The sequence below is a fragment of the Metabacillus schmidteae genome, assembly GCF_903166545.1.
In the GTDB taxonomy this organism is placed as follows: Bacteria; Bacillota; Bacilli; order Bacillales; family Bacillaceae; genus Metabacillus; species Metabacillus schmidteae.
This window is the reverse complement of the sequence record NZ_CAESCH010000001.1, coordinates 1,316,833-1,337,708: the sequence shown is the minus strand read 5'-3', so window position 1 is coordinate 1,337,708 and position 20,876 is coordinate 1,316,833. Positions and strand designations below refer to the sequence as shown.

At 34.2% G+C, this 20,876-nt stretch carries 14 protein-coding genes; 2 read left to right on the top strand and 12 right to left on the bottom strand.

Translation table 11 applies throughout. The features are described from left to right. Positions 1-112: 112 nt before the first annotated feature. Both HWV59_RS06450 and HWV59_RS06445 read right to left on the bottom strand, forming a co-directional pair. Positions 113-2,317, bottom strand: coding sequence for an MMPL family transporter (locus HWV59_RS06450; RefSeq protein ID WP_175638360.1), 2,205 nt, complete (start codon positions 2,315-2,317; stop codon positions 113-115). 186 nt (positions 2,318-2,503) lie between these two features. After that, positions 2,504-4,213 (bottom strand): methyl-accepting chemotaxis protein, encoded by a 1,710-nt coding sequence (locus HWV59_RS06445; protein ID WP_175638359.1) that lies wholly within the window; start codon positions 4,211-4,213, stop codon positions 2,504-2,506. Between the two features lie 170 nt (positions 4,214-4,383). Between HWV59_RS06445 and HWV59_RS06440 the strand changes: the two genes are divergently transcribed. Further along, positions 4,384-5,607, top strand: coding sequence for a helix-turn-helix domain-containing protein (locus HWV59_RS06440; RefSeq protein WP_175638358.1), 1,224 nt, complete (start codon positions 4,384-4,386; stop codon positions 5,605-5,607). Positions 5,608-5,670: 63 nt separating this feature from the next. Here HWV59_RS06440 and HWV59_RS06435 read toward each other — a convergent pair whose 3' ends face one another. From HWV59_RS06435 to HWV59_RS06390, 10 genes are all read right to left on the bottom strand, one after another. After that, on the bottom strand, positions 5,671-6,318 hold the full coding sequence (locus HWV59_RS06435; RefSeq protein WP_175638357.1) for a response regulator: 648 nt from the start codon (positions 6,316-6,318) through the stop codon (positions 5,671-5,673). Positions 6,319-6,335: 17 nt separating this feature from the next. Next, complete coding sequence (locus HWV59_RS06430) at positions 6,336-7,463, bottom strand: sensor histidine kinase (RefSeq protein WP_175638356.1); 1,128 nt, start codon at positions 7,461-7,463, stop codon at positions 6,336-6,338. A gap of 255 nt (positions 7,464-7,718) precedes the next feature. Then, a complete protein-coding gene (locus HWV59_RS06425; RefSeq protein WP_175638355.1) occupies positions 7,719-10,466 on the bottom strand; it encodes a family 78 glycoside hydrolase catalytic domain in 2,748 nt (915 codons plus the stop codon). A 356-nt stretch (positions 10,467-10,822) separates the two neighbouring features. Then, positions 10,823-11,740 carry a glycoside hydrolase family 43 protein gene (locus HWV59_RS06420; RefSeq protein WP_235991670.1) on the bottom strand — a complete coding sequence of 306 codons (918 nt, stop codon included), beginning with the start codon at positions 11,738-11,740 and terminating at the stop codon, positions 10,823-10,825. A 214-nt stretch (positions 11,741-11,954) separates the two neighbouring features. After that, a complete protein-coding gene (locus HWV59_RS06415; RefSeq protein WP_102232306.1) occupies positions 11,955-13,385 on the bottom strand; it encodes an MFS transporter in 1,431 nt (476 codons plus the stop codon). A gap of 446 nt (positions 13,386-13,831) precedes the next feature. Then, positions 13,832-15,190: a glycosyl hydrolase 53 family protein gene (locus HWV59_RS06410; protein ID WP_102232305.1), complete on the bottom strand. Its 1,359-nt coding sequence runs from the start codon at positions 15,188-15,190 to the stop codon at positions 13,832-13,834. 43 nt (positions 15,191-15,233) lie between these two features. After that, positions 15,234-16,127, bottom strand: a complete 894-nt coding sequence (locus HWV59_RS06405; RefSeq protein WP_235991669.1) for a carbohydrate ABC transporter permease — start codon at positions 16,125-16,127, stop codon at positions 15,234-15,236. Continuing rightward, positions 16,128-16,994 carry a carbohydrate ABC transporter permease gene (locus HWV59_RS06400; protein ID WP_102232304.1) on the bottom strand — a complete coding sequence of 289 codons (867 nt, stop codon included), beginning with the start codon at positions 16,992-16,994 and terminating at the stop codon, positions 16,128-16,130. A gap of 69 nt (positions 16,995-17,063) precedes the next feature. After that, positions 17,064-18,380 (bottom strand): ABC transporter substrate-binding protein, encoded by a 1,317-nt coding sequence (locus HWV59_RS06395; RefSeq protein ID WP_102232303.1) that lies wholly within the window; start codon positions 18,378-18,380, stop codon positions 17,064-17,066. Positions 18,381-19,117: 737 nt separating this feature from the next. Then, entirely contained in the window at positions 19,118-19,996 is an 879-nt protein-coding gene (locus HWV59_RS06390) for a LysR family transcriptional regulator (protein ID WP_175638354.1), read from the bottom strand. Positions 19,997-20,148: 152 nt separating this feature from the next. Here HWV59_RS06390 and HWV59_RS06385 point away from each other — a divergent pair, with 152 nt between their 5' ends. Beyond that, positions 20,149-20,847, top strand: a complete 699-nt coding sequence (locus HWV59_RS06385) for a GDSL-type esterase/lipase family protein (protein ID WP_217708443.1) — start codon at positions 20,149-20,151, stop codon at positions 20,845-20,847. Positions 20,848-20,876: the final 29 nt, after the last annotated feature.

Sequence of the window (20,876 nt, the reverse complement as noted above, 5' to 3'; positions counted from 1 at the left end):
CATTTAAATCTCTGACATTTACCTCATCAGGACTACAAAGAAACAGGAGTACATGTTCATACTCCTGTTTCTTTGTTAAAAAGTTTATTTACCAAAAGGGAACTACACTCTATTAGACTGCCTCGTTTTGAACAGAACTGTCTTTTTTCTCAAGATCTCTCATTATTGACTCGCCTTCAATATCTAGATTGGGTAAAATTTTATCCAGCCATTTTGGTAAGTACCAAGCTGCTTTTCCCATTAATGACATAACAGCTGGAACAATAGCCATTCGTACAATAAAGGCATCAAAGAGTACACCAAATGTAAGAGCTAATCCCATTTGTTTGATTATCGGATCTGGAGCGAACATAAAACCGGCAAAAACAGATATCATGATTAAACCTGCTGCCGTTACGACTCCGCCACTATCTTTCATTCCCGCTAAAATCGCTTTTCTTGCATCACCTGTATGTGAATATACTTCACGCATCCGACTAACTAAGAAAACTTCATAATCCATCGCTAAACCGAATAATATACCAACTACTATAACTGGTAAAAAACTTAAAACAGGACTTGCTGTTGGTAATCCGAAGATATTTAGTAGATTTCCATCTTGAATGACAAATACGATAAAACCTAATGTCGCGCCTAACGAAAGTAAGAAACCTAAAACTGCTTTTAAAGGAACTAGAATCGATCTAAATACCAATACTAAAAGGATAAAAGCAAATCCTACAATTAAGGCTGCAAATAAAGGAAGTGCATCATTTAGTTTCTGAGAAATATCAATGTTAACAGCTGTCGCCCCTGTTACCATTACCTCAATATTTTGTTCTTTTAAAATTAATTCACTTTTGTTTCTTATAGAAGTAACCAATTCTTTTGTTTCTAAATCATTGGGTCCTTTTTCAGGTGTAAGGTTCATAATATACAAGTCACCTGTGGCGCCAGGTATTGGAGGTGTCAAGCTTTTTATATTAGGTAACTCCTCCAATTGCTCGATTACATTATTTAATGCGTCCTGTGGATCTTCAGTATTCTTTTGGATCTTAGCTGCAATAACTAAATTTGCATGATAACCAGGACCATAGGCTTCTGATAATAAATCATACGCTCTTCTTTCAGTTGTCTCATCGGATTTTGTCCCATTATCAGGAAGTCCCAGTTCCATGTGGAAAAAAGGTAGTGTTATGACGGTTAACAAACCAATTCCAAGAATCGTGACAAGTAAAGGACGCTTCGTCACAAATTTCCCCCATTTATTTGAGTCCGTTTTTTGAGAAGAGCCTTTCATTTTTTGAAGTAAACCATTTTTTCTGTTAGGCCCAATTTTATGTCCCATCAACCCAAGAATTGCCGGGACCACTATGACAGCAATAAAGATCGCAATCAATACACACATTGCTGCTGATATGCCCATTGCGGTTAGAAATGGGATGTCAGCAACTGCAAGCCCCAACAATGCTACAATAACTGTAATCCCAGCAAAAACAACTGCACTTCCAGCCGTTCCATTTGCAATGGCAACCGACTCTTTTACCGAATATCCTCTTGTTAGTTGTTGTCTGAAACGTGAAACAATGAATAGAGCATAATCGATACCTACAGCAAGGCCTAACATCGCTGCTAAAGTAAGAGAAAAAGAAGTTATTTCAAACATATTCGTTCCTATTAAAATGAGCATCAACCCTATTCCTAAACCGATAGCAGCGGTCAAAATCGGCATTCCTGCTACTAAAAAGGATGTAAACGTGAGGGCTAATATTACAAAAGCAACAACTACTCCCAATACTTCTGTTATACCCCCAACTTCTATCTCAGAGAAAGCAACACTTCCAGCTAACTCTGTCTGTATTCCGGCATCTCTTGTTATTTCAATACTATCTAGTACAATTTCTTTTGATTTATCTGTTACTTCTGCAGAAGGGACGTCATATACAACCGTTGCGAACCCTATCTTTTTATCAGTGCTTAGATTACCTAAATCAATAGGTGTAGCTGTTGAAACAACCATCTTATCCTCTTTCTTTATTTGGTCCAGCACATCTTTCATTTTGTTAGCTACATCCTCAGACTCAAGCGTTTCACCCTCTGGTGCTTTAAAAACTAACTGAACTTCTCCTCCTACATCTTCTGGCTGAGGAAATGCTCTTTCTACTGCTTTTAGAGCTTTTTCTGACTCAGTTCCAGGAATAGACATGTTTTCCTCAAAAGAAGGTCCCATGCTTAAAGCAATAACAACCAGAATTACCAAAACTCCTATTGATGCTCCAATAATTTTTTTACTATGATTAACTGCCCAATTACCTATCTTAAAGAGTATTTTTGCCAATTTAAATCTCCTTCCTTATTTTCATGCTGTAGTAGCAGGAATGTACCTTTGTTATTACTATTTCATTTTAATAGCCGAAGACATAAAAAAAATCGTACATAGGGGCAAATGCCTGATGTACGATAGGGCAAAGTACTTATATATTTTTCTTACAACCTTTTTCATTGTTATTTTTAAAGTTTATGACTACATCTTAAACTGTACAATGAGTTCCCTTAAATCCTCCGACATTTTTGCAAGTAATTGAGATGAAGCAGCGATTTCCTCACTTGAAGCTAGTTGTTCCTGAGTTGTTGCTGTCACTTGCCTTGACCCTTCGCAAGCTTCATTTGCCATTTCTGCAACTTTATACATTGCATCATGAATATCATTTGTCTTTTTCTCAACTAAATAAATGGTAGAGGCTGCTTGATCAGAACTTGTTTCCACAAGTTGTATTGCCTTATGAATTTCTTCAAATGCACTCTCTGCTTCTTTTGTAGCAATGTCACCTTTTGCCACTCCACTTATTGTCAGTTGCATAGAGGATAGAACCATTTCAATATCTATTTGAAGTTTATGCACAATTTGATTTATTTGATTAGCAAAATCAGAAGACTGTTCAGCTAACTTCCCCACTTCTTTAGCTACAACTGCAAATCCTTTCCCCGATTCTCCAGCCCTTGCAGCTTCAATTGCTGCATTTAAAGAGAGCAGATTTGTCTGATCCGCTATAGACGTAATCATCCCACTAATTTTTTCTATATGATGAGAGTGGTGATTTAACCCTTCAATAGATGTACTTAAATTCTCTACATCTTTTTTTATGTTTCCCATTTCATTTATGCTATTCTTTATTGAAGAGGAACCGCTTAACGATAATCGAGTTGTTCTTTCAGTACTTTTAGATACCTGTGCTGTCTGATTCAACAGTTTATTCGTTAACTCCAGCAATTCTTTTAAAGTTGCTGTACTTTGACTTATTAACTCTACTTGGTTGCTTGAACCAATAGATAATTGCTCAGCTACTCTAGCAGTTAATTCACTTCCAGTTTTGCTTTGATCTGATACAGCACTCAACTCTTCAGCAGAAGCTGCCACATTCATCGAAGCTCTATCTACGTTAGTAATTAATCCTCGAATACCATGGTTCATATTTTCATATGACATCATTAATTTACCTATCTCGTCTTTTGCTTTGTAATCAACAATTCCAGTCAAATCCCCTTTCTCTGCCATCCCTAAAAGATTTTCCAGATGTTTAACGGGCTTTGTAATCATTCCAGCCAAAAAATAGCCAATAACAGATAAAACGATAATAGCTGTTCCAGAAATGATACTTAGTATAATTAACAATCGCCAACTCTCTTCTTTATTCTCGGCATTTAATTCTTTTGCTGATTCACTTATTAAAGTGAAAAGCTGTGCTATGATCTCTTTACTCTCATTTTGATTGGTACGAAAGTCTCCGAAATACAACTGGTAAGCTTCATTTATTTTCCCTTCGCTTTTCAACTGAAATATTTCTTTTCTAAGCTCAATCGCTTTTTCTCCACTTCTTTTATAACCCTGTAATAATTCATTTTCTTTAGAGGATTTCGAAAGTTCTTGTTGGTATTGTTCCATTACTATCAATTTTTGCTGATCAGCCTCTTTTATATTAATCTCTGGTTCTTTGGAATCTTCTGTAAAGAATCCATCTAGAATGTACTCATTTATTTGCTGATCAATCGCCATAAGCTTATTTAATAGCTGTGATGGGATAATCTGTTCCTCATACATTTTCTCAGCTCTTCCAGACATTTTTGAAGAATTCAGATTTCCAAAAGTGCCACTTAAAATTAAAAAAATGATGGCAATAATGATTAGAAAATATATCTTAGTAGATACATTTAAGTCTTTGATCTTTGTTTTCATAAATACCTCCAGTTTTGTAAAAGCAATTGCTTACTTTTGGTCCTATAGTTCTAATAAAGTTGTTTATATCTTAATGTTTGAATTTTAATTTATATATGTGATTTTAAAGATTTTTATAGTAGAATATATGAAAACGCTTAATATTATCATAGTACTAAGGAGCTATAAGTATGATGAAAGACTTACCGATGATCTCTGAGATGATTTTTGAAACTTCTCGAATCCCAGTAACTATTTTTAACGAAGAACAACAAATCACTTTCAAGTATGGTGAAAAATTCAAAAATCCTCTTTTAGACACAAAAGAGAAAACTCTTAAATATCTTATTCAATCAGAAGAAAAACAAGATATTCCTATAATTAAAATAACGGACTATATGGAAACCTATCTTTTGCTTACAATTGCCCAAAATAAAAAAATGAATAATTATCTTTTAATCGGTCCTTTTTCTACTTATGAAATTACAGAAAGTATGATTCTAGGACTAATGAAAGATTACCAATTACCAATCACTATACAAGAAGAGTTAGTATTATATTTTAGTCAGTTTAAACACCTAAATCAGAATGAGATCTTTTCACTTTGTCGGCTTATTTATTATTTAATCTATAAAAAGAATCTTGATCCGGAACATTTAAAAACATATATAGAAGATCCGCTAAAATTTGAGAGTACAGATATAGAGGCACTCATCAGAGATCGTCGAATTAATGAATCTTTTCACATGGATTACCGAGAGGAACAACTCATATGGCAATGTATAAAGGAAGGAAATAAAGAAAGACTGCAAGATCACTTAAATAATATAAAAATCGAAGGAATTGGTACCTTATCAAAATTAAGTCAAATTAGAAACATTAAAAATCATGCTATTATATCTGTTGCACTTGCTACGAGGGCTGCAATAGATGGAGGCTTATATCCGGAGATTGCTTTTACAATGAGCGACTTTTACATTCAAAAAATTGAAGAAACGTTAGAACTGAAGAAGATCAACCTCATTAATCAAGATTGCTTATTTTCATTTGTAGATCGTATTAATGAGAACAAAAACAATAACCAATCCAAACCTGTTCAGGTTTGTAAAAACTATATTTTCAATCACATATTTGATCAAATCTCGGTACAGGACCTGGCCGAGAAAGTTAATTTAAACCAAGTTTATCTCTCACAACTTTTTAAAAAAGAAACAGGCTATCCAATCGGTAAATATATTCAAATCGAAAAACTAAAAGAATCACAAAAATTACTTATTCAGACTGATTTGTCTGTTGCAGATATCTGTATGATGCTTCAATTTAATGATCAAAGTTACTTTACTAGTATATTTAGAAAGTATACTGGTCAGACACCCAATCAGTTTCGAAAGAATCCCAATGCAATTAACACTTAATTAAGAAAAGCCACTAATCAAATGATTAAGTGGCTTTTCCAAATCTACAGCTTACTATTAAATTTATAAACGAAACAAACCATTTTCCATCGCAACAGCAACTGCTTCGGTTCTCGTATTCACGCCAAGTTTATTGAAAATATTGGTAAGATGGGCCTTTACCGTTCTTTCTGCAATTCCCATGTCAAAAGCTATTTCCCTACTACGAAATCCTTTTGCAACAGCCTGCAGAATAAACAGTTCCTTTTCAGTTAATGATAGCTTATCAGAACTTGAAACAACATTTTGTTTCTTACTTTTTTTATTGAGTAATTTCTGTATTACCTCATCTTGTAATAGAGTCTCTCCCCTAATCGCAGATTCTATCGTTCGGAATAAATGTTCACGACTCGTATCTTTTAATAGGTATCCTTTTGCCCCCATCTCTATACCTTTAATCATCAATTCATCCTCATTATATGTTGTTAATATAATAACAGGGATATAAATCTGTTTATCATTCAAAACCTTTATTGTGTCCAATCCACTCTTTACCGGCATGTTTAGATCCATTAAAATAACATCAGGCTTAGAATCTTCAATTATTTGTAACGCTATCTCTCCATTTTCTGCCTCACCAATTACTTGGAAAGAGTCATTTGTTTCTAAAATAAGCTTTAATCCTTCACGAACAACCATATGATCATCCACTATTAATACTTTATGTTTCACTTTATTATTCCTTTCTCCTAAATAGGAATTCTGACAGATATAGATGTTCCGGTATCATGACTACTTATAATATCTAGACTCCCGTTAATAATCCGAGCACGTTCTTTTAGCCCTAACAATCCATATTTCCCGATATATTTTCCTACTTGATGTGCAGGAAACCCAACACCATCATCTTCCACTTCCATAAATAAGAAATTTTGTTCCTTGCTGATGGTGACTTTTACCTTTTTAGCTTTTGAATGTTTTGAAACATTCGTTAGACACTCACTTAGTATATAGAGACTATGTTCTTTTTTTAATCCTGAGAGATTTTGAATCGGCTCAATCTCATATTCAACTTTGATAGGATTGGTCTTAGAAAAGATAACAAGCTTTTCAACACAAGCTCGATAAAAATCGATATCCTCTAATTCTTTTGTCCGCAAATCATCTATAGCTTTCCTGGCATTTTTTAATGTATCCCTGGCCTGTTGCATAGATAGTTTAATAATTTCCTGAGATCTTTTCGTATTACCATTCCTAGCATGTGCTTCAATCGCTTCCAATTGCATAATTAGCCCTGCTACACCCTGTGCAAGGGTATCATGTAAATCCCGAGCCATACGTTGTCTTTCATTTAAAAGAGTCAATTCCTCCACCTTTTGATGAGCTTCCTCTAATTCCTGCAAATAATATTCCATCCGAACTCTAGCATTGACCTGCCTGTTATACGTAACAGAATAAAAAATAACGATCGTTAAAATAATAAATAAAATTGGAATAAATATAGGTAGTTCTTCTATTCCATAAGTAATTCCTATTGTTACACAATAAGAAGAATATAATATAATAAATACGATAAAAACTTTAAAATTGTTTTGGAAAATTGTTATACTCTGAGCAATTAGTATTGGTAAGAGCCCAATCAGAATAACTGGTGAACCACTTGGGATCAAGAATGAAGAGATGATAATTAGAATGCCTTGAAAGAAAAAATACACCCAACGATAATTACCTATAAGTAAATCACACTTCCAATATAAAGAGATATGAACGGCAATTATGAATGTAAAGACAATAGTCTGGATAATTAATGGTTTACTTATAAATTGCAGCAAGATCGCTCCACTATATACTAATATAATCCACAATAAAATTGGCACTCTAGAAACCTCTAATAGCTCTGTAATTTTATAAACTGAACTCCGATAATTCTTTATATTCACTATGCTTTCACCCAATCAATATTATAATAGAAAAGTTCACTAAACTCTTGCCCTATTGTTCATGCCCTCTCGTTCACTAATAGTCATAATTATTATTGGCACTTCCTTTATTAATTAAGCATAAATAAGAAGACAAGAAAAAAGCACTCTTAAACTGAGTACTTTTTTCATTACCATTATTGAAGTACTTATTTAGATTGCGCCTACTTCATTATTGCTTTTATTAAGTGCATCTATCACCATTTTAAACAATGTAGCTGATTCAGTAGGTGCATTCGCCAATACTTCACTTACCGAAAGTTGATAAGCAAACTCAATCATAGGATGTCCCATTAATTCTGGAGCATATTGATTAAAGAGTTCAATAGCAAGAGGTTCATTTAGAATTTCTTGCAAAGTAGTATCAAATGTAAATTTTTCTATTTCTAACCTAGTTTCTGTTTCATATTCATATTGATAGATTCCAGAACCAATTTCTATTGGCTGCTCTTTCTCTGGTAAATAAAGAATAGCTGTAGTATTAGCAGGAATTTCAATAGCTACTTTTATCACATTATCTTTGCATGACCACGAACTTTTTATTTCCCCGTAAACAGAGTTAAAGGTTGCATCTATTGAAGTGATTCCTTTAATAAATTGTGGTTTAATTAAAATCTTCTTATACCCTGGCTGCAGCTGATTAATTCCTGCTAACCTTCTATACATCCACTCACCGATAGATCCATATGCATAATGGTTTAAAGAGTTCATGCCAGAAGTATCGAAATCTCCATTTGGTAAAATCGAATTCCATCTCTCCCAAATAGTTGTCGCTCCTTTTTTCACAGAATATAACCAAGAAGGATAATCTTCTTTTAAGAAAATCGTACCAGCTAAATCATGAAGGTTATTTTCTGTTAGCGCATGGCAGAGATAAGGTGTTCCTACAAATCCAGTTGAAAGATGATTTTTATGGTTTGCAATATTCGTTTCTAATGCCTCTAAAATTCTGTTTCGATATTTCTCTTCTGCCAAGTCGAAGTAAAGAGCTAATACACACCCCGTCTGTGTTTCACTAACCAATCTACCAGTCGCAGTAATATATTCCTCATTAAATGCTTTTTTTACTTTTTGATATAACTCACTATATTTCTTTATATCCTCTGCTTTATTTAGCACTTCAGCTGCTTTTCTCAAAATGTTCGTAGAATAAGCATAATAGGCATTTGCAACTAAGTATTTATCTGTAGCACCCGTTCTATCGGCACTTTCTTCTTTATCTAAAGCAAGCCAATCTCCATACTGGAATCCAGTTTGCCATAGTCCATTGCTTCCACATTTAGACGTAATATATTCTACCCAACCTTTCATACTCTCGTATTGCTCCTCAAGAATTCGAACATCTCCATACGTTTCGTAAATAACCCATGGAATAATTACAGCTGCATCACTCCAAGCTGCTGCACCATCTTGATCTCCTAAAATATTAGGTACTACATGTGGAACCCCAAATTCTTCAGTTTGTTCAGATGCTACATCATGAAGCCATTTAGTGAAAAATAATGCCACATTATGATTATATGCAGCTGTTCCAGCAAATACCTGAGCATCTCCTGTCCATCCTAGCCTTTCATCTCTTTGTGGACAATCAGACGGAATATCTAAGAAATTACCTCTTTGACTCCACTGAATATTACTTTGAAGTTGATTAACTAGAGGGTTTGAAGAAATAAATGTACCGGTCTCTTCCATTTCTGTATGCAGGACACAAGCTGTAAAGTTTTCTAATTGAATGTCCTCAAGCCCTTCAATGCTGATATATCTGAAACCATGGAACGTAAAATGTGGTAAAAATGTTTGCTCTTCTCCATTGCAAACATATTGATCCACTGAAATCGCTTTTCTTAATGTATCGGGATAAAAATTACCCTCTTTATCTAAAACTTCTGCATGTTTGATCGTAATTCTCTGACCTACTTTGCCTTTAACTTTTACCTCTACAAATCCTGTAAGATTTTGGCCAAAGTCAATCACTTTTTCTTCCTTTGGAGTAATAATCAATTCTTTTGCTGGTAATTTCTCCGTTATACGTACAGGTTCACTTTCTTGAGCTATGATATTTTCCATTTTATATGAAGTACTAACAACCTCTTCAAGTTTCTCATTCTTATAACAAGAATCAATGGTTTCCCCCATATAGATCTCACTGCTACGTATACTACCTGTTGTCACCTTCCAGCTTTCATCTGTCTTAATTATTTCACTCGTACCATCTGTATAAGTGATATGGATCTCAGCTAAAGCAGCTACGCGATCACCATAATGGTTTGGTGTGCATGTAAAACCGAAAATCCCCTTATACCAACCATTACCTACAGTGATTTCAATTTTATTTTTTTCTTGAAGGATACGGTCTGCTTGATAGGTTTGATATTGAAGTCGATTCTTATAACTAGTCCAACCAGGTGCAAAGAAAGTATCTCCTAGCTTTTCACCATTAATTTTTATTTCATAAACACCTAGGGATGTTGCGTACACACGAACCCTTTCAATTGTTTTTTTTACAGAAAATTCTTTCACAAAAACAGGACATGCTGTTTCTTCTTCAGGAAATTCATGAGTAATCCATTCTGCACTAAAGTTTGTTCCACCTAACAAACCTGTTTCAAAAGTTCCTTGTACTAACCCTTGATTACCTTTGTTATCCCAAACTTCTACCTTTACCTCGTATAAAGAGAGTGGGGCAAGCTCTGGTCCTTCATATTGAATTAAAACTGAATTGCTACTCTCATTTATACCTGTATCCCATAGATCAACTCCGCCCTTTGACACAACAATTCGATATGCTTCTTGCAGAACGTTTTGCTCTTTAGAAACTAGTTTCCAAGAAAACCTTGGTTTCACCACATCTAATCCTATTGGATTTTCTCTATACTCTATTTTTAATTCTGTTACTTTCATATCTAAACATCCTTTCTATTAGGTAGGTTTATTTTTTATGAGAGATTAATATTCTGTTTCTTTGGTTCATCAATATACTTAAAGCATTTTTTTGCTACTCGTTTAGTTATAATATTGATAACACATCGAATTATTAATATTTTATACGCTTTCAAATGAGGATTATATAATAAAACACAGAAAAATATTGCTAAATATATATCATTAACTAAAATAAATAGTAGTAATCTAAATCAAAATAGCATAAAAGATGCCCCCAAAAAGAAGAGCAACTTAAATATAATTAATTACATCTATTATAATTAGTTCTACCATAATAAACCGATCATTTAGATAAAGAGTAAATCCTAATCTAATTACCTAGCAACTACAAGCTTGTTATCTTTTTCATTCAAATCAATGAAGATTGGTCTTTCATTCGGTGAATCATTTGGTGAATGTAGTGCCAATTTTAGTTGACCTTCGAATGTCCTAAAAATCATGCCGTGCCCTCCGTCACTTTCGAATATAGGATCCTCGTTTTGAACCCAAGGTCCCTGTATTTCACCGGATAGTGAGACAGCAATACCTTGAGCATACATTCCATTTTTAAAACTCGACCACAGCATCAATAAAGATCCATCCTGACAACGATGCAAGAAGGGACCGTCTGTAACATAATAAGAAGCATCTGGATATAATATCCGTGCCTCTTCAGGCAATGGCATTTGGGTAACCCATGGTGCTTCAATAGCGGTAAATAGCGTGATTGGTTCGCCTATTGCACGGTCTAATGATTCTGAGAGCTTAATAGCGTCAATAGTTCCTATTTTTATCTGCATCCATTCATGACAAAAAACCATCCAAGGTTGATTATTGTTATCTATATAAAGTGTACCATCCAAGCATTCCCAATCTTTAGGTGTAACTGGACCATCACTATGTGGCTGGAATGGTCCAAGAGGATCGTCAGCAACAAGTACTTGCGTACCTCGGCTCACTCCCTCCGCCTTAAAACTGGCTAACATATAGTACTTCCCATTATATTCATGTACCTCAGGCGCCCAAAAATTCATATTAGCCCAAAAGTTAGGTTGGGGTCTAAAAGCGGGAAATGGCCCTTCCCAACTTTCTAAATCAACACTTTTATAAACATCGAATCCTTCCGCTGGACCAGTCCAGGCATTTTTATCCGTTGTGCCATAAAGATAGTATCTTTTTTCATTATCTACTTTTAGAATAAATGGATCCCGAATTTGTATATTTGCTTTATCAAACATATATTCTATGTTCATCCCCTATCTATCCAATTTCTTAATCAGTTATGGTAACAGTAAAAGTTTGAAGATTTCCCCAAATCTCAAACCTTCACTTTTTTTGCTGCTACCAATCTGATAAGCAAACAGTTAAACATTCTTTATTCACTGATAGCAACTTCTAATAAAACATAAGCTTTTTAAACAGTTTATCTATGCCTATGAAGAACTAATTTTTTTACTTCTTATATTTTCAATTCGCTTTTCTTTCTTCGAGCTCCTTAACAATCTGAGGATATTTCAAATCCAGATCATATTTACGTAAAAGTAGATAAATAACTAGAAAGAATACAAATGGTAGATAAACAGTTAACAACAAAATACTGAATATGGACGAAGAAGGCTGTACAGCTAACGTCCCATCATAGTTTCCAAGCGCAAGGATCCATCCAATTATGGCGGCTCCAAGACCACTTCCCAATTTTCCGCCAAAGCTATTGGCACTATTAATTAATCCTACAGTTCGTTTTCCAAATTTCCATTCTCCGTATTCCGCAGTATTGTTAATTAAAGCAATGCTTAACGCCATTAAAGGAATGGTTGCAAATGAAGTAACTCCTCCTAAAACGAGTGCACCTGTAAAACTATATGGCATAAAACATCTTATTAGAGCGGCCACTCCCCCCATAATTAGAGTAATTCGGATCGTTTTTGTAGGACCAAACTTTTTGACCATTGGGCCTATTGCAATAAACCCTAATACGACAGGTATAAGACCAACTGCTCCCATAACACCGATTAGATTTTCGTTACCAAGAATGTATTTTGTATAATAAATTCCAGTTGACGCGGTCAGAACAGACATCATGTTCATCAAGAACAAAACAAACAACATAATAACCCAGTATTTATTTTTAAACAGTAATGGCAAACTTTCTTTTAGTGTGATGGTTTCATCTTTCCCCTCCACATGTGCTTCGGTAGCTTTCTCTTTTGATGCAAGAAATGCCAAATATAAACAAATACTTGAAATAATTGCAATCACTACACTTACGATAATCCAGGATCTTTGGTCTCCTCCAAACATATTTGTAATTGGAATTAAAGCCACGGCAACAATTGTACCAATGATATATCCAAATACAGCTCGGGAAATGCCCATCTTACCTCTTTCTTCCGAACTTCTAGTCCGTAAAGCAACAAGGCTATTATAAGGAATAACAGTAGCTGTATAAACAACCCCTGTAGCAAGCACAACAGTAATAAATACATAGATATTTTTAACTGTTGAAGAAGCACCTATCGGAACTGTAAATAATAATATAATTGAAAGTAGTGTGGGTATTATCATCCACAACAGCCATGGACGTGCCTTTCCATATTTCGATTTAGTCTTTTCAACAAGCACTCCCATCGTTATATCTGTAAAGGCATCTAACACACGGGCCAATAATAAAATAGTACCGACAACTCCTGCAGCCATTCCAACCTTATCAGTGTAGAAATAAGTTAACATACCTACCAATCCAGTAATAGCATTTAATGGGACCTGTCCTGCCCCATCTCCAAGATAATGACGCAATTTCATGGTTTTTTGAATTCCTTGAGCATCTAATCCAAGCTCTTTTCCTTTTTGCGGTTCTTGATTTTCCACATGATCTTCTAGTACATGTTCAACTTTCATAATCTCTAACCCCTCTTCTATTAAGTTTCACCATTATTAAACGCTTACATTAAATACACTTAAAACTGAATTAAACACAATTCCTTTGTAACGGTCCAGATAGTAAATTTCCTCTAATAAGTTTAAAGTTTCTATTCATTCACATTCTATACCTAAGGAACTATATTACTTGGATTACATATGATTTTATGCGCTTTCACACTAAAATTATATAAGGAAATATATAATTTTATAATTTTTTTTATATCTTTAATAAATACATTTAACTATAGTTGCCGCTACTACGAAATTGAATTTCACTCTAAAGGAATAGCTCTCTTTGAAATATACAAGAGAGCTTACTAGAATTGATACTCAACTAAAAAACTAGTTTTCCAATTATTTATAATTGTAGGGGTTATTGGCCAGAAATAAGTTTACAAGCACTAAATATTAATAGGATGTATTTACCAATCACACGTATTCCTTTTTTTCTTTCCACTTCCAAAATAACACTTAGAAAAATAAGTTTGATAAACATCTAATACTGGTTTCGCATTGATTGTCTTTATTTCTTCATCAACAGTGAACAAAGACATTGGCCCCCAGTGATTTAGAGACAAATCAGGTGCCCAAGGACGAATGCCGCTTACACCATTTTTCATCCCCCACTTAATAAAATCCTCTGTAAACTGTGATTGACCTTCTTCAGTAATTTCATATCCATTAAGCGGGACATCCCAATCCTGAAATGGGCCACTAGTCATTTCTTCAGATGGAAACGCATATTCAGCGATAAATACAGGTTTTTTTACTTCTTTATTTATCGCTACAATCATGTCTTTTACAGTTGCTACCGGGTCTTGTAAATAGCTCATTGAAGTTGGATAAAAACTGATACCCGCCTGATCAACCTTAAATCCATTTTTGGACAAAGTTTTGAAATAAGCGGTTGCAAATGTTTTATCCGCAACTGCTGTTGTGATATGCGTTGAAAACTTTGCATTACGATCAACTTTCTTTATTCCTTTTGCTAAAGCTGCCATCATTTTCCCATTATAGTTCCACACATTTTCTTTAAGCCATTCTGTACCAAAGGACGGAAGCATGTACATGTCCCAAAGATTTTTATTCTCTAATTCAGGATTAACAGCAGTTTTCAGCCCAACATTTACTCCACCGAAACCAAAATTAGCTTCATTACCTAAATTCCAATATTTTACCTCACACCCCGCTGAAAGAAGCTCAGACGCAACCAATTCTCCATACTGTGTAAGAACATTATTCATTTCTTCAAGAGTATATTCACTCCATGGTTTGTTAGGTTTATTTAATTCGGGATAATCTTTAAAATTCGGTGCTTGTTGACTAAATGAATCCATATAAGTGTACGCTAACATGATCTCAGGATTTATTGGAATATCAAGATCTGCTGCAATCTTACACATATTGAGACCAGTTTCTAATGAGTGTAGCTCAGCGTGCTCAGGATCTACCGATAGATCTCCATCATTGTATCTTTTAGTATTAATTCTAACAAACATCTCATTGGCTCCTGCATTTATATACAGTTGTTGAAGTTCCTTTTGGTTCGATGCTATGGTATCTCCATGTTTAAATATATAGCCCGATTTCAGAGTTTCCTCTACTCCCTGACCTAGTGACAAAGCCACTCTATAATTATGATTTTTTACTACAGTGTGCTTTTCTTCTAAGTTTTGCTTTCCCTGATTACTAGTTTTCTCTAAAACAGAGTCTTGTGCCCATACAGAATTTGGCATAACCAATAGAATCATCATCATTAAAAAGCAAAAAGTTTTTTTCAACTTTCTTCCCCCTTAGCCAATAATATGAGTAGAAATGTTTAAGTTATTTGATAGATCCAGCAGTCATTCCAGCTACAATTCTTTTATTAAATAAAATAAAGAGAATGAGAGGAGGGATCGATATTAATAGGACATTTGTAAAGAGCAAATTCCATTGTGTATTGTACATGCTCATAAAATTGTAAAGAGTTAATTGCAGAGTAGCGTTTTCGGATCCAGGAAAAAAATACAATGGATTTACAAAATCGTTATAAACGTTCACTGCAGTTAACACAATGACAGTTGAAGATACCGGCTTTAATAAAGGCAAGATTATTCGAAAAAACAATTTAAACCTACCACAGCCGTCTATTAGTGCAGCTTCATCAAGTTGCTTAGGAATTGTCACCATAAATCCTCTATATAACAAAATAGTAAATGGTAAGTTTAGTGCCACTTCAACTAAAATAATGCCTGGCATTGTTTTAAAGAGACTAATTCCTTGTAATACCAATATTGTAGGAACTACTGCAGGAGGAATTATGAGACCTGCCAATAGAAGGAAATTAAAGAAAGGAGTTGCTTTACTTACCTTCCTTTGTAATACGTATCCTGCAGCACCTCCAAATAATATTAAGAGAATGATCGAACCGCCTGTTATCATAACGCTGTTAAAAAATGCCCGAACAATCATTCCATCCTGTGCACTAAGTACCGCTTGAACATTTTCGATAAAATGGAACGAACTTGGCCAATCCATGTTTAACAAAGAAGATTCCTTTGTATTCTTAAAAGCATTAACAATGACAAAATAAAAAGGTATACCGAAAATTACTAACGTTCCTAAGACTCCAAAGAGTTCTATTATAAAACCTCTTACTTTCCGCCATGTTTTTCCTTCCCTTTTGTCAGTTATAATGTGCTTACTTGTGGAGGGAATCATTTCATAATTACTCATTTATAAATCCACCTCTTTTTTATTTAGATAAGCGTATAAAGGGAAGGCTAACACAGAAACAAGTATGAATAAAATAACGTTTCCAGCTGTTGATAAACCATAAAATCCTGCTTGATACTGTTTATAGATGATCGATGCAATTAAATCTGTACTAAAGCCCGGCCCCCCTTTGGTCATTGCCCAAATTAAATCAAATGTGCGTAATCCACCTATAAATGCTAATATAATCACCGTGTTCATAGCAGGGCGACTAAGGGGTAGGATAATATTTTTAAATTTGTGCCACGAGTTACCACCATCAATCATTAAAGCTTCATAATAGTCTTCCGGAATTGACATAATCCCCGCGATAAAAATAACGGTTGCCATCCCCACACCTTTCCATACATCTACCATTGCAACAGAAAGTAAGGCAATACGCGTGTCTCCTAACCAATCCGGTCCAGCGATTCCAATTACTCCTAGTGCTAAATTAATCATTCCTTGTGAAGGATGCATTAGCATTGTAAAAGCTATTCCGACAGCGATTGTGCTTAACAAGGTTGGAAAGAATACCATTGAGCGGATAAACCCTACTGTTTTTAGCTTTGTACTCAAAAACACACCAAGCAGTAATCCAAGAACAACTTTTAATACACATGTAATGACCGCATAAATGATTGTATTTTTGAAACCAATATTCAGAGAAGGTTCTGATAGAAAAGTAATGAAATTTTCAAGACCTATGAATTTCCAATCAGTTAATGTCCACCAAGTCATACTGAAAAAAAGAGACATAATCGTCGGTAATAAGAAGAAGACAAAATAAACAACTCCAGCAGGTAATAAAAAAGTGTACGTATAAGTTTTATTTGTTAACTTTTCCATGACTTCTCCTTTCTACTAGCCTATTAAATACGGACCCTAATTAAAGAATTAGGGTCATCTTAAAAATTATTACCATCCCTCAAGACCTATCTGTTTTGCCTGTTTCTCCACGTCCTTATCATATAAATCTGCTCCATCCTTTGCAGTACTTATTCCACTTCCTACTTGAGTTGTAATCTGTTCCAGACTTGGACCTTTTATTGGACTCAGGAATTCAAGTGCTGGGGCAATACTACCAGTATCAAAATACTGAACCATGTCTTTAACAGCCGGATATACATCTTCAGGTAGCTCTGCTCCTTCTATAGCAAAAGGACCTTCTGGCTTTACTTTGGAAGAATATAAATTAACACCTTCTTGTGAAACATAGAACTCCATCCATTTCTTAGCTGCATCTATATGTTCACTATTCTTATTAATATAGATTGCCATCGGCATCCAAATGGTTATTCCATTTTTGTCAGTCTGATCTCCCGGCTGAGCAAAAAATCCAATGTCTTGTATTTTGTCCGGAAAATTTGTAGCAAGGACCGCTAATGATTGAGTAAGCATTGGATAATGCACACCAGTTCCATCAGCTAACATTTTTGCACCTGCATCATAAGTCGTTGCAAGGAAATCTTCATTGAAATAACCTTTCTTATAAACTTCTTCTAGTTTCTCAAAGCTTCGAAGTGCAGCAGGAGTAGTGGAGAACTTTGACTTATTTGCTGTTAAATCTTCTGGAAATTCAGGATTTTCAGCTAGGACATTATAGTTATCTGAAAGGACAATCAATTGAGATGTCCAAGTGTCCTTAAAAGCACCTATTACAGGAGTTTTACCAGCTTCTTTAATTTTTTCATTGTTCGCCATCAACTCATCCCACGTTCTTGGAATAGTAAGACCAAGCTCCTCATATACTCTTTTGTTATACAACCACCCACCTGCTTGCGTTGGTGTAGCCGGAATGCCGAAAACCTTATCCTTTACACTTACAGAACCTTTAAAATCATCTAAAATCTTTTCCATAAATGGCTCATTCTTAAGGTCAACGAAATTCTGTTCAGGGTTAAGTGCCTGTAGAAGTGAACCTGAATTATAAAAAACTAAATCTGTCATTTCACCTGTCGCAAGTCTTGTTTTTACTAAGTTATCCCCTTCTGAACCACCTGGTCGTGTTTCAAATTCTGTTTTTATGTTATATTTCTCTTCAAACGCTTCGGCAATCGCTTTAATTCCATCCGCTTGAGTTTGGTTGTCGATCAATATTGTGAGTGTTTCCTGTTCTACACCATTTCCACTGACTGTTGTCTTCTCTTCCTGTCCACTGCAACCACTCATGATTCCTGTAAAAAGTGCAACAGAAGAAATGATAGATAATAATTTCCTGCTTTGCATAACCATAATTTTCTCCCCCTTTTTCAGAACTATTGTTATTTGACCACCTCTGAGAATAGATGCTATGGTTTTCTATTTGACCTCATAATATCCCCACCTTTATCGTAAGAATAATCGCCTCTCAATATTAAGCGGTTACATTTCAGAATAATATGAATATTTATAGAATTTTTTTGAAAATTATATATAAATTAATAAAACAAAACTAAAATTTAAATAATTTACATTAAACGTAGGACCAAAAAATCTCGAACAATTAATCTCCTATACAAAAAACTTCAACCCCTTATCTACCAAGGAGTTGAAGCTTACTTTGATGCTCAAATTCGAACCTCTGACCCGATTATTTAACCTTCTAGGAATTTTCACAATATGGCCCGTTTACTGAAGAAGAGATATGAAATTCTGGTGTTTTATTCTTCTAGAAGTGTTAATAGCGCTTATCGTCAGAAAAACCTAGAGAGAATAATCTAATGTAAATTAGAAAATTTGATTAAAGAATTATTGCAAAGCTTAGTCAAAAAAATAGCTTCAATTCCATATATCAAGGAATAGAGGCTTCTTACTCTAATGATCCGAGAGGTATTCAAATCCCCAATCCACTTTCAACATAGGAGCTCTAAAACGTGCAAACCAATTACATCGGATACAGGGTTATATTATTTTATATTTCTTAAAAAACTATCTTCTTAGTAATTGATATTAATCTTTAAAATACTGAAATAGGTTGAAAATCTCCTATTTTAAACATCATCTTTTTGGAGTGATTTAAAAAATTCAACGATATGCTGGCATACCACTTTTGTCGCCCTTGATTGGTATCTCCCTTTTTTAAAGGAAAGATTTATATACCGATTGCATGGAATATTTGCGATTGACAAGAGTTTTATGCTGTTATCCACTCCTCCACCCCAAGTAATTGCTGGTAGAAAAGCAATTCCAAGACCAACACCTATAAACCCTCTAACAGTAGCTGGGTCATCACTTTCTAATATTATCTCTGGTTCAAATCCAGCCATACGGCAATAAGATGTTGTAATATCTCTTAGATCCTTTCCTGTCTGCAAACTAATAAAAGATTCCGAAGCAGCTTCTTCTAACCTAATATTTTGTTTTGAAGCAAAAGCGTGATCGTTTGGAACTGCCAATAATATCTCCTCTTCTAATAGAGTAACGACATTTGATTCGTGTACTTTCTCTTTCGTTGAATATATGAATAAATCAGCATTTATTTCTTTTTCAGTCTCATGTTGTTTGATAATGAACTTATATTCAGGATACTGCTTTTTTATATCGAGAAGAATTTTCGGAAGCAATTTGGAAGCAGCGTACATCAGTATCACCACTCTATTATCTTGTTGTTCATTAACATCTGACATCTCTTTTTTCACATCATCAAGTGCACACATAATCTCGTTTGTGTATTTTAAAAGAATATGACCATTCTGATTTAGTTTTATATTTTTGCCTACTCGATCAAATAACTTGACCTTAAGTTCATCTTCTAAGATTCGAATAATCTTACTAAGAGCAGGCTGAGCAACGTGTAATTTTTCACTTGCCCTTGTCATGTGCTCTAATTCTGCAATAACTTTAAATTGACGTAAATGTTGAAATTCCATAATTCTCCACCTTATATACAAAAACATATAAATATATCTTTTATTATATATTATACATTATAAAAATAAGACTATATAATTTAATTAAAGCTAATGTACATTTAAGGGTTATACTCGAAATACATTTATTATAGGTAAGGAGTAGATTTCACATGTCAGGTAAACAATGGTTTGAGATGCTTGGGGACCCTATAGCAAATGAGGTAATGCAAGCATTTTTTAGGTTTGAGAGAGAAGAAAAATTGACACGATATAAGCATTTAAACCAAAAGGTTCGCAGTGGACAAATTTTGTTCGTTGGTTCATCTTTAATGGAACAATTCCCCATTAATGAACTTCAACAATCGCTTGAGAATCGCTATATTATTTACAATCGTGGTGTTGGAGGGTTCTTAACAACTGATCTTTTGTCAAACATGGAAACATGCATTTTTGCCTTAAAACCTTCAAAAATATTTATTAACATAGGTTCAAACGATATCAGTTTACCAGACTATAAAAAAGAAAATCTGATTGCAAACTATGAGAAGATATTATACCAAATAAAAGAAAGATTACCTGAATGCATGGTATATATTATGGCTTATTATCCTGTTAATGCAGAAGTACATAATTCTTCAAATGGAAATCATAATGTAGAATTATTTAAAACAAGAAATAACCCCAATATTTTAGATGCCAATAAATCATTAGCATTACTAGCAAAAAATCTTGACTACGAATTTGTCAATGTTAATGAGGGATTAGTAGATAAGAAAGGCAACCTAAAAGAGACATTTACAATTGAAGGTTTTCATATGTGGCCCAATGCATATTCAGTAATTTTTAAGAATCTATTAAAATACCTATAGTTCTCATATATTTTGGTAGCAATAAAGGA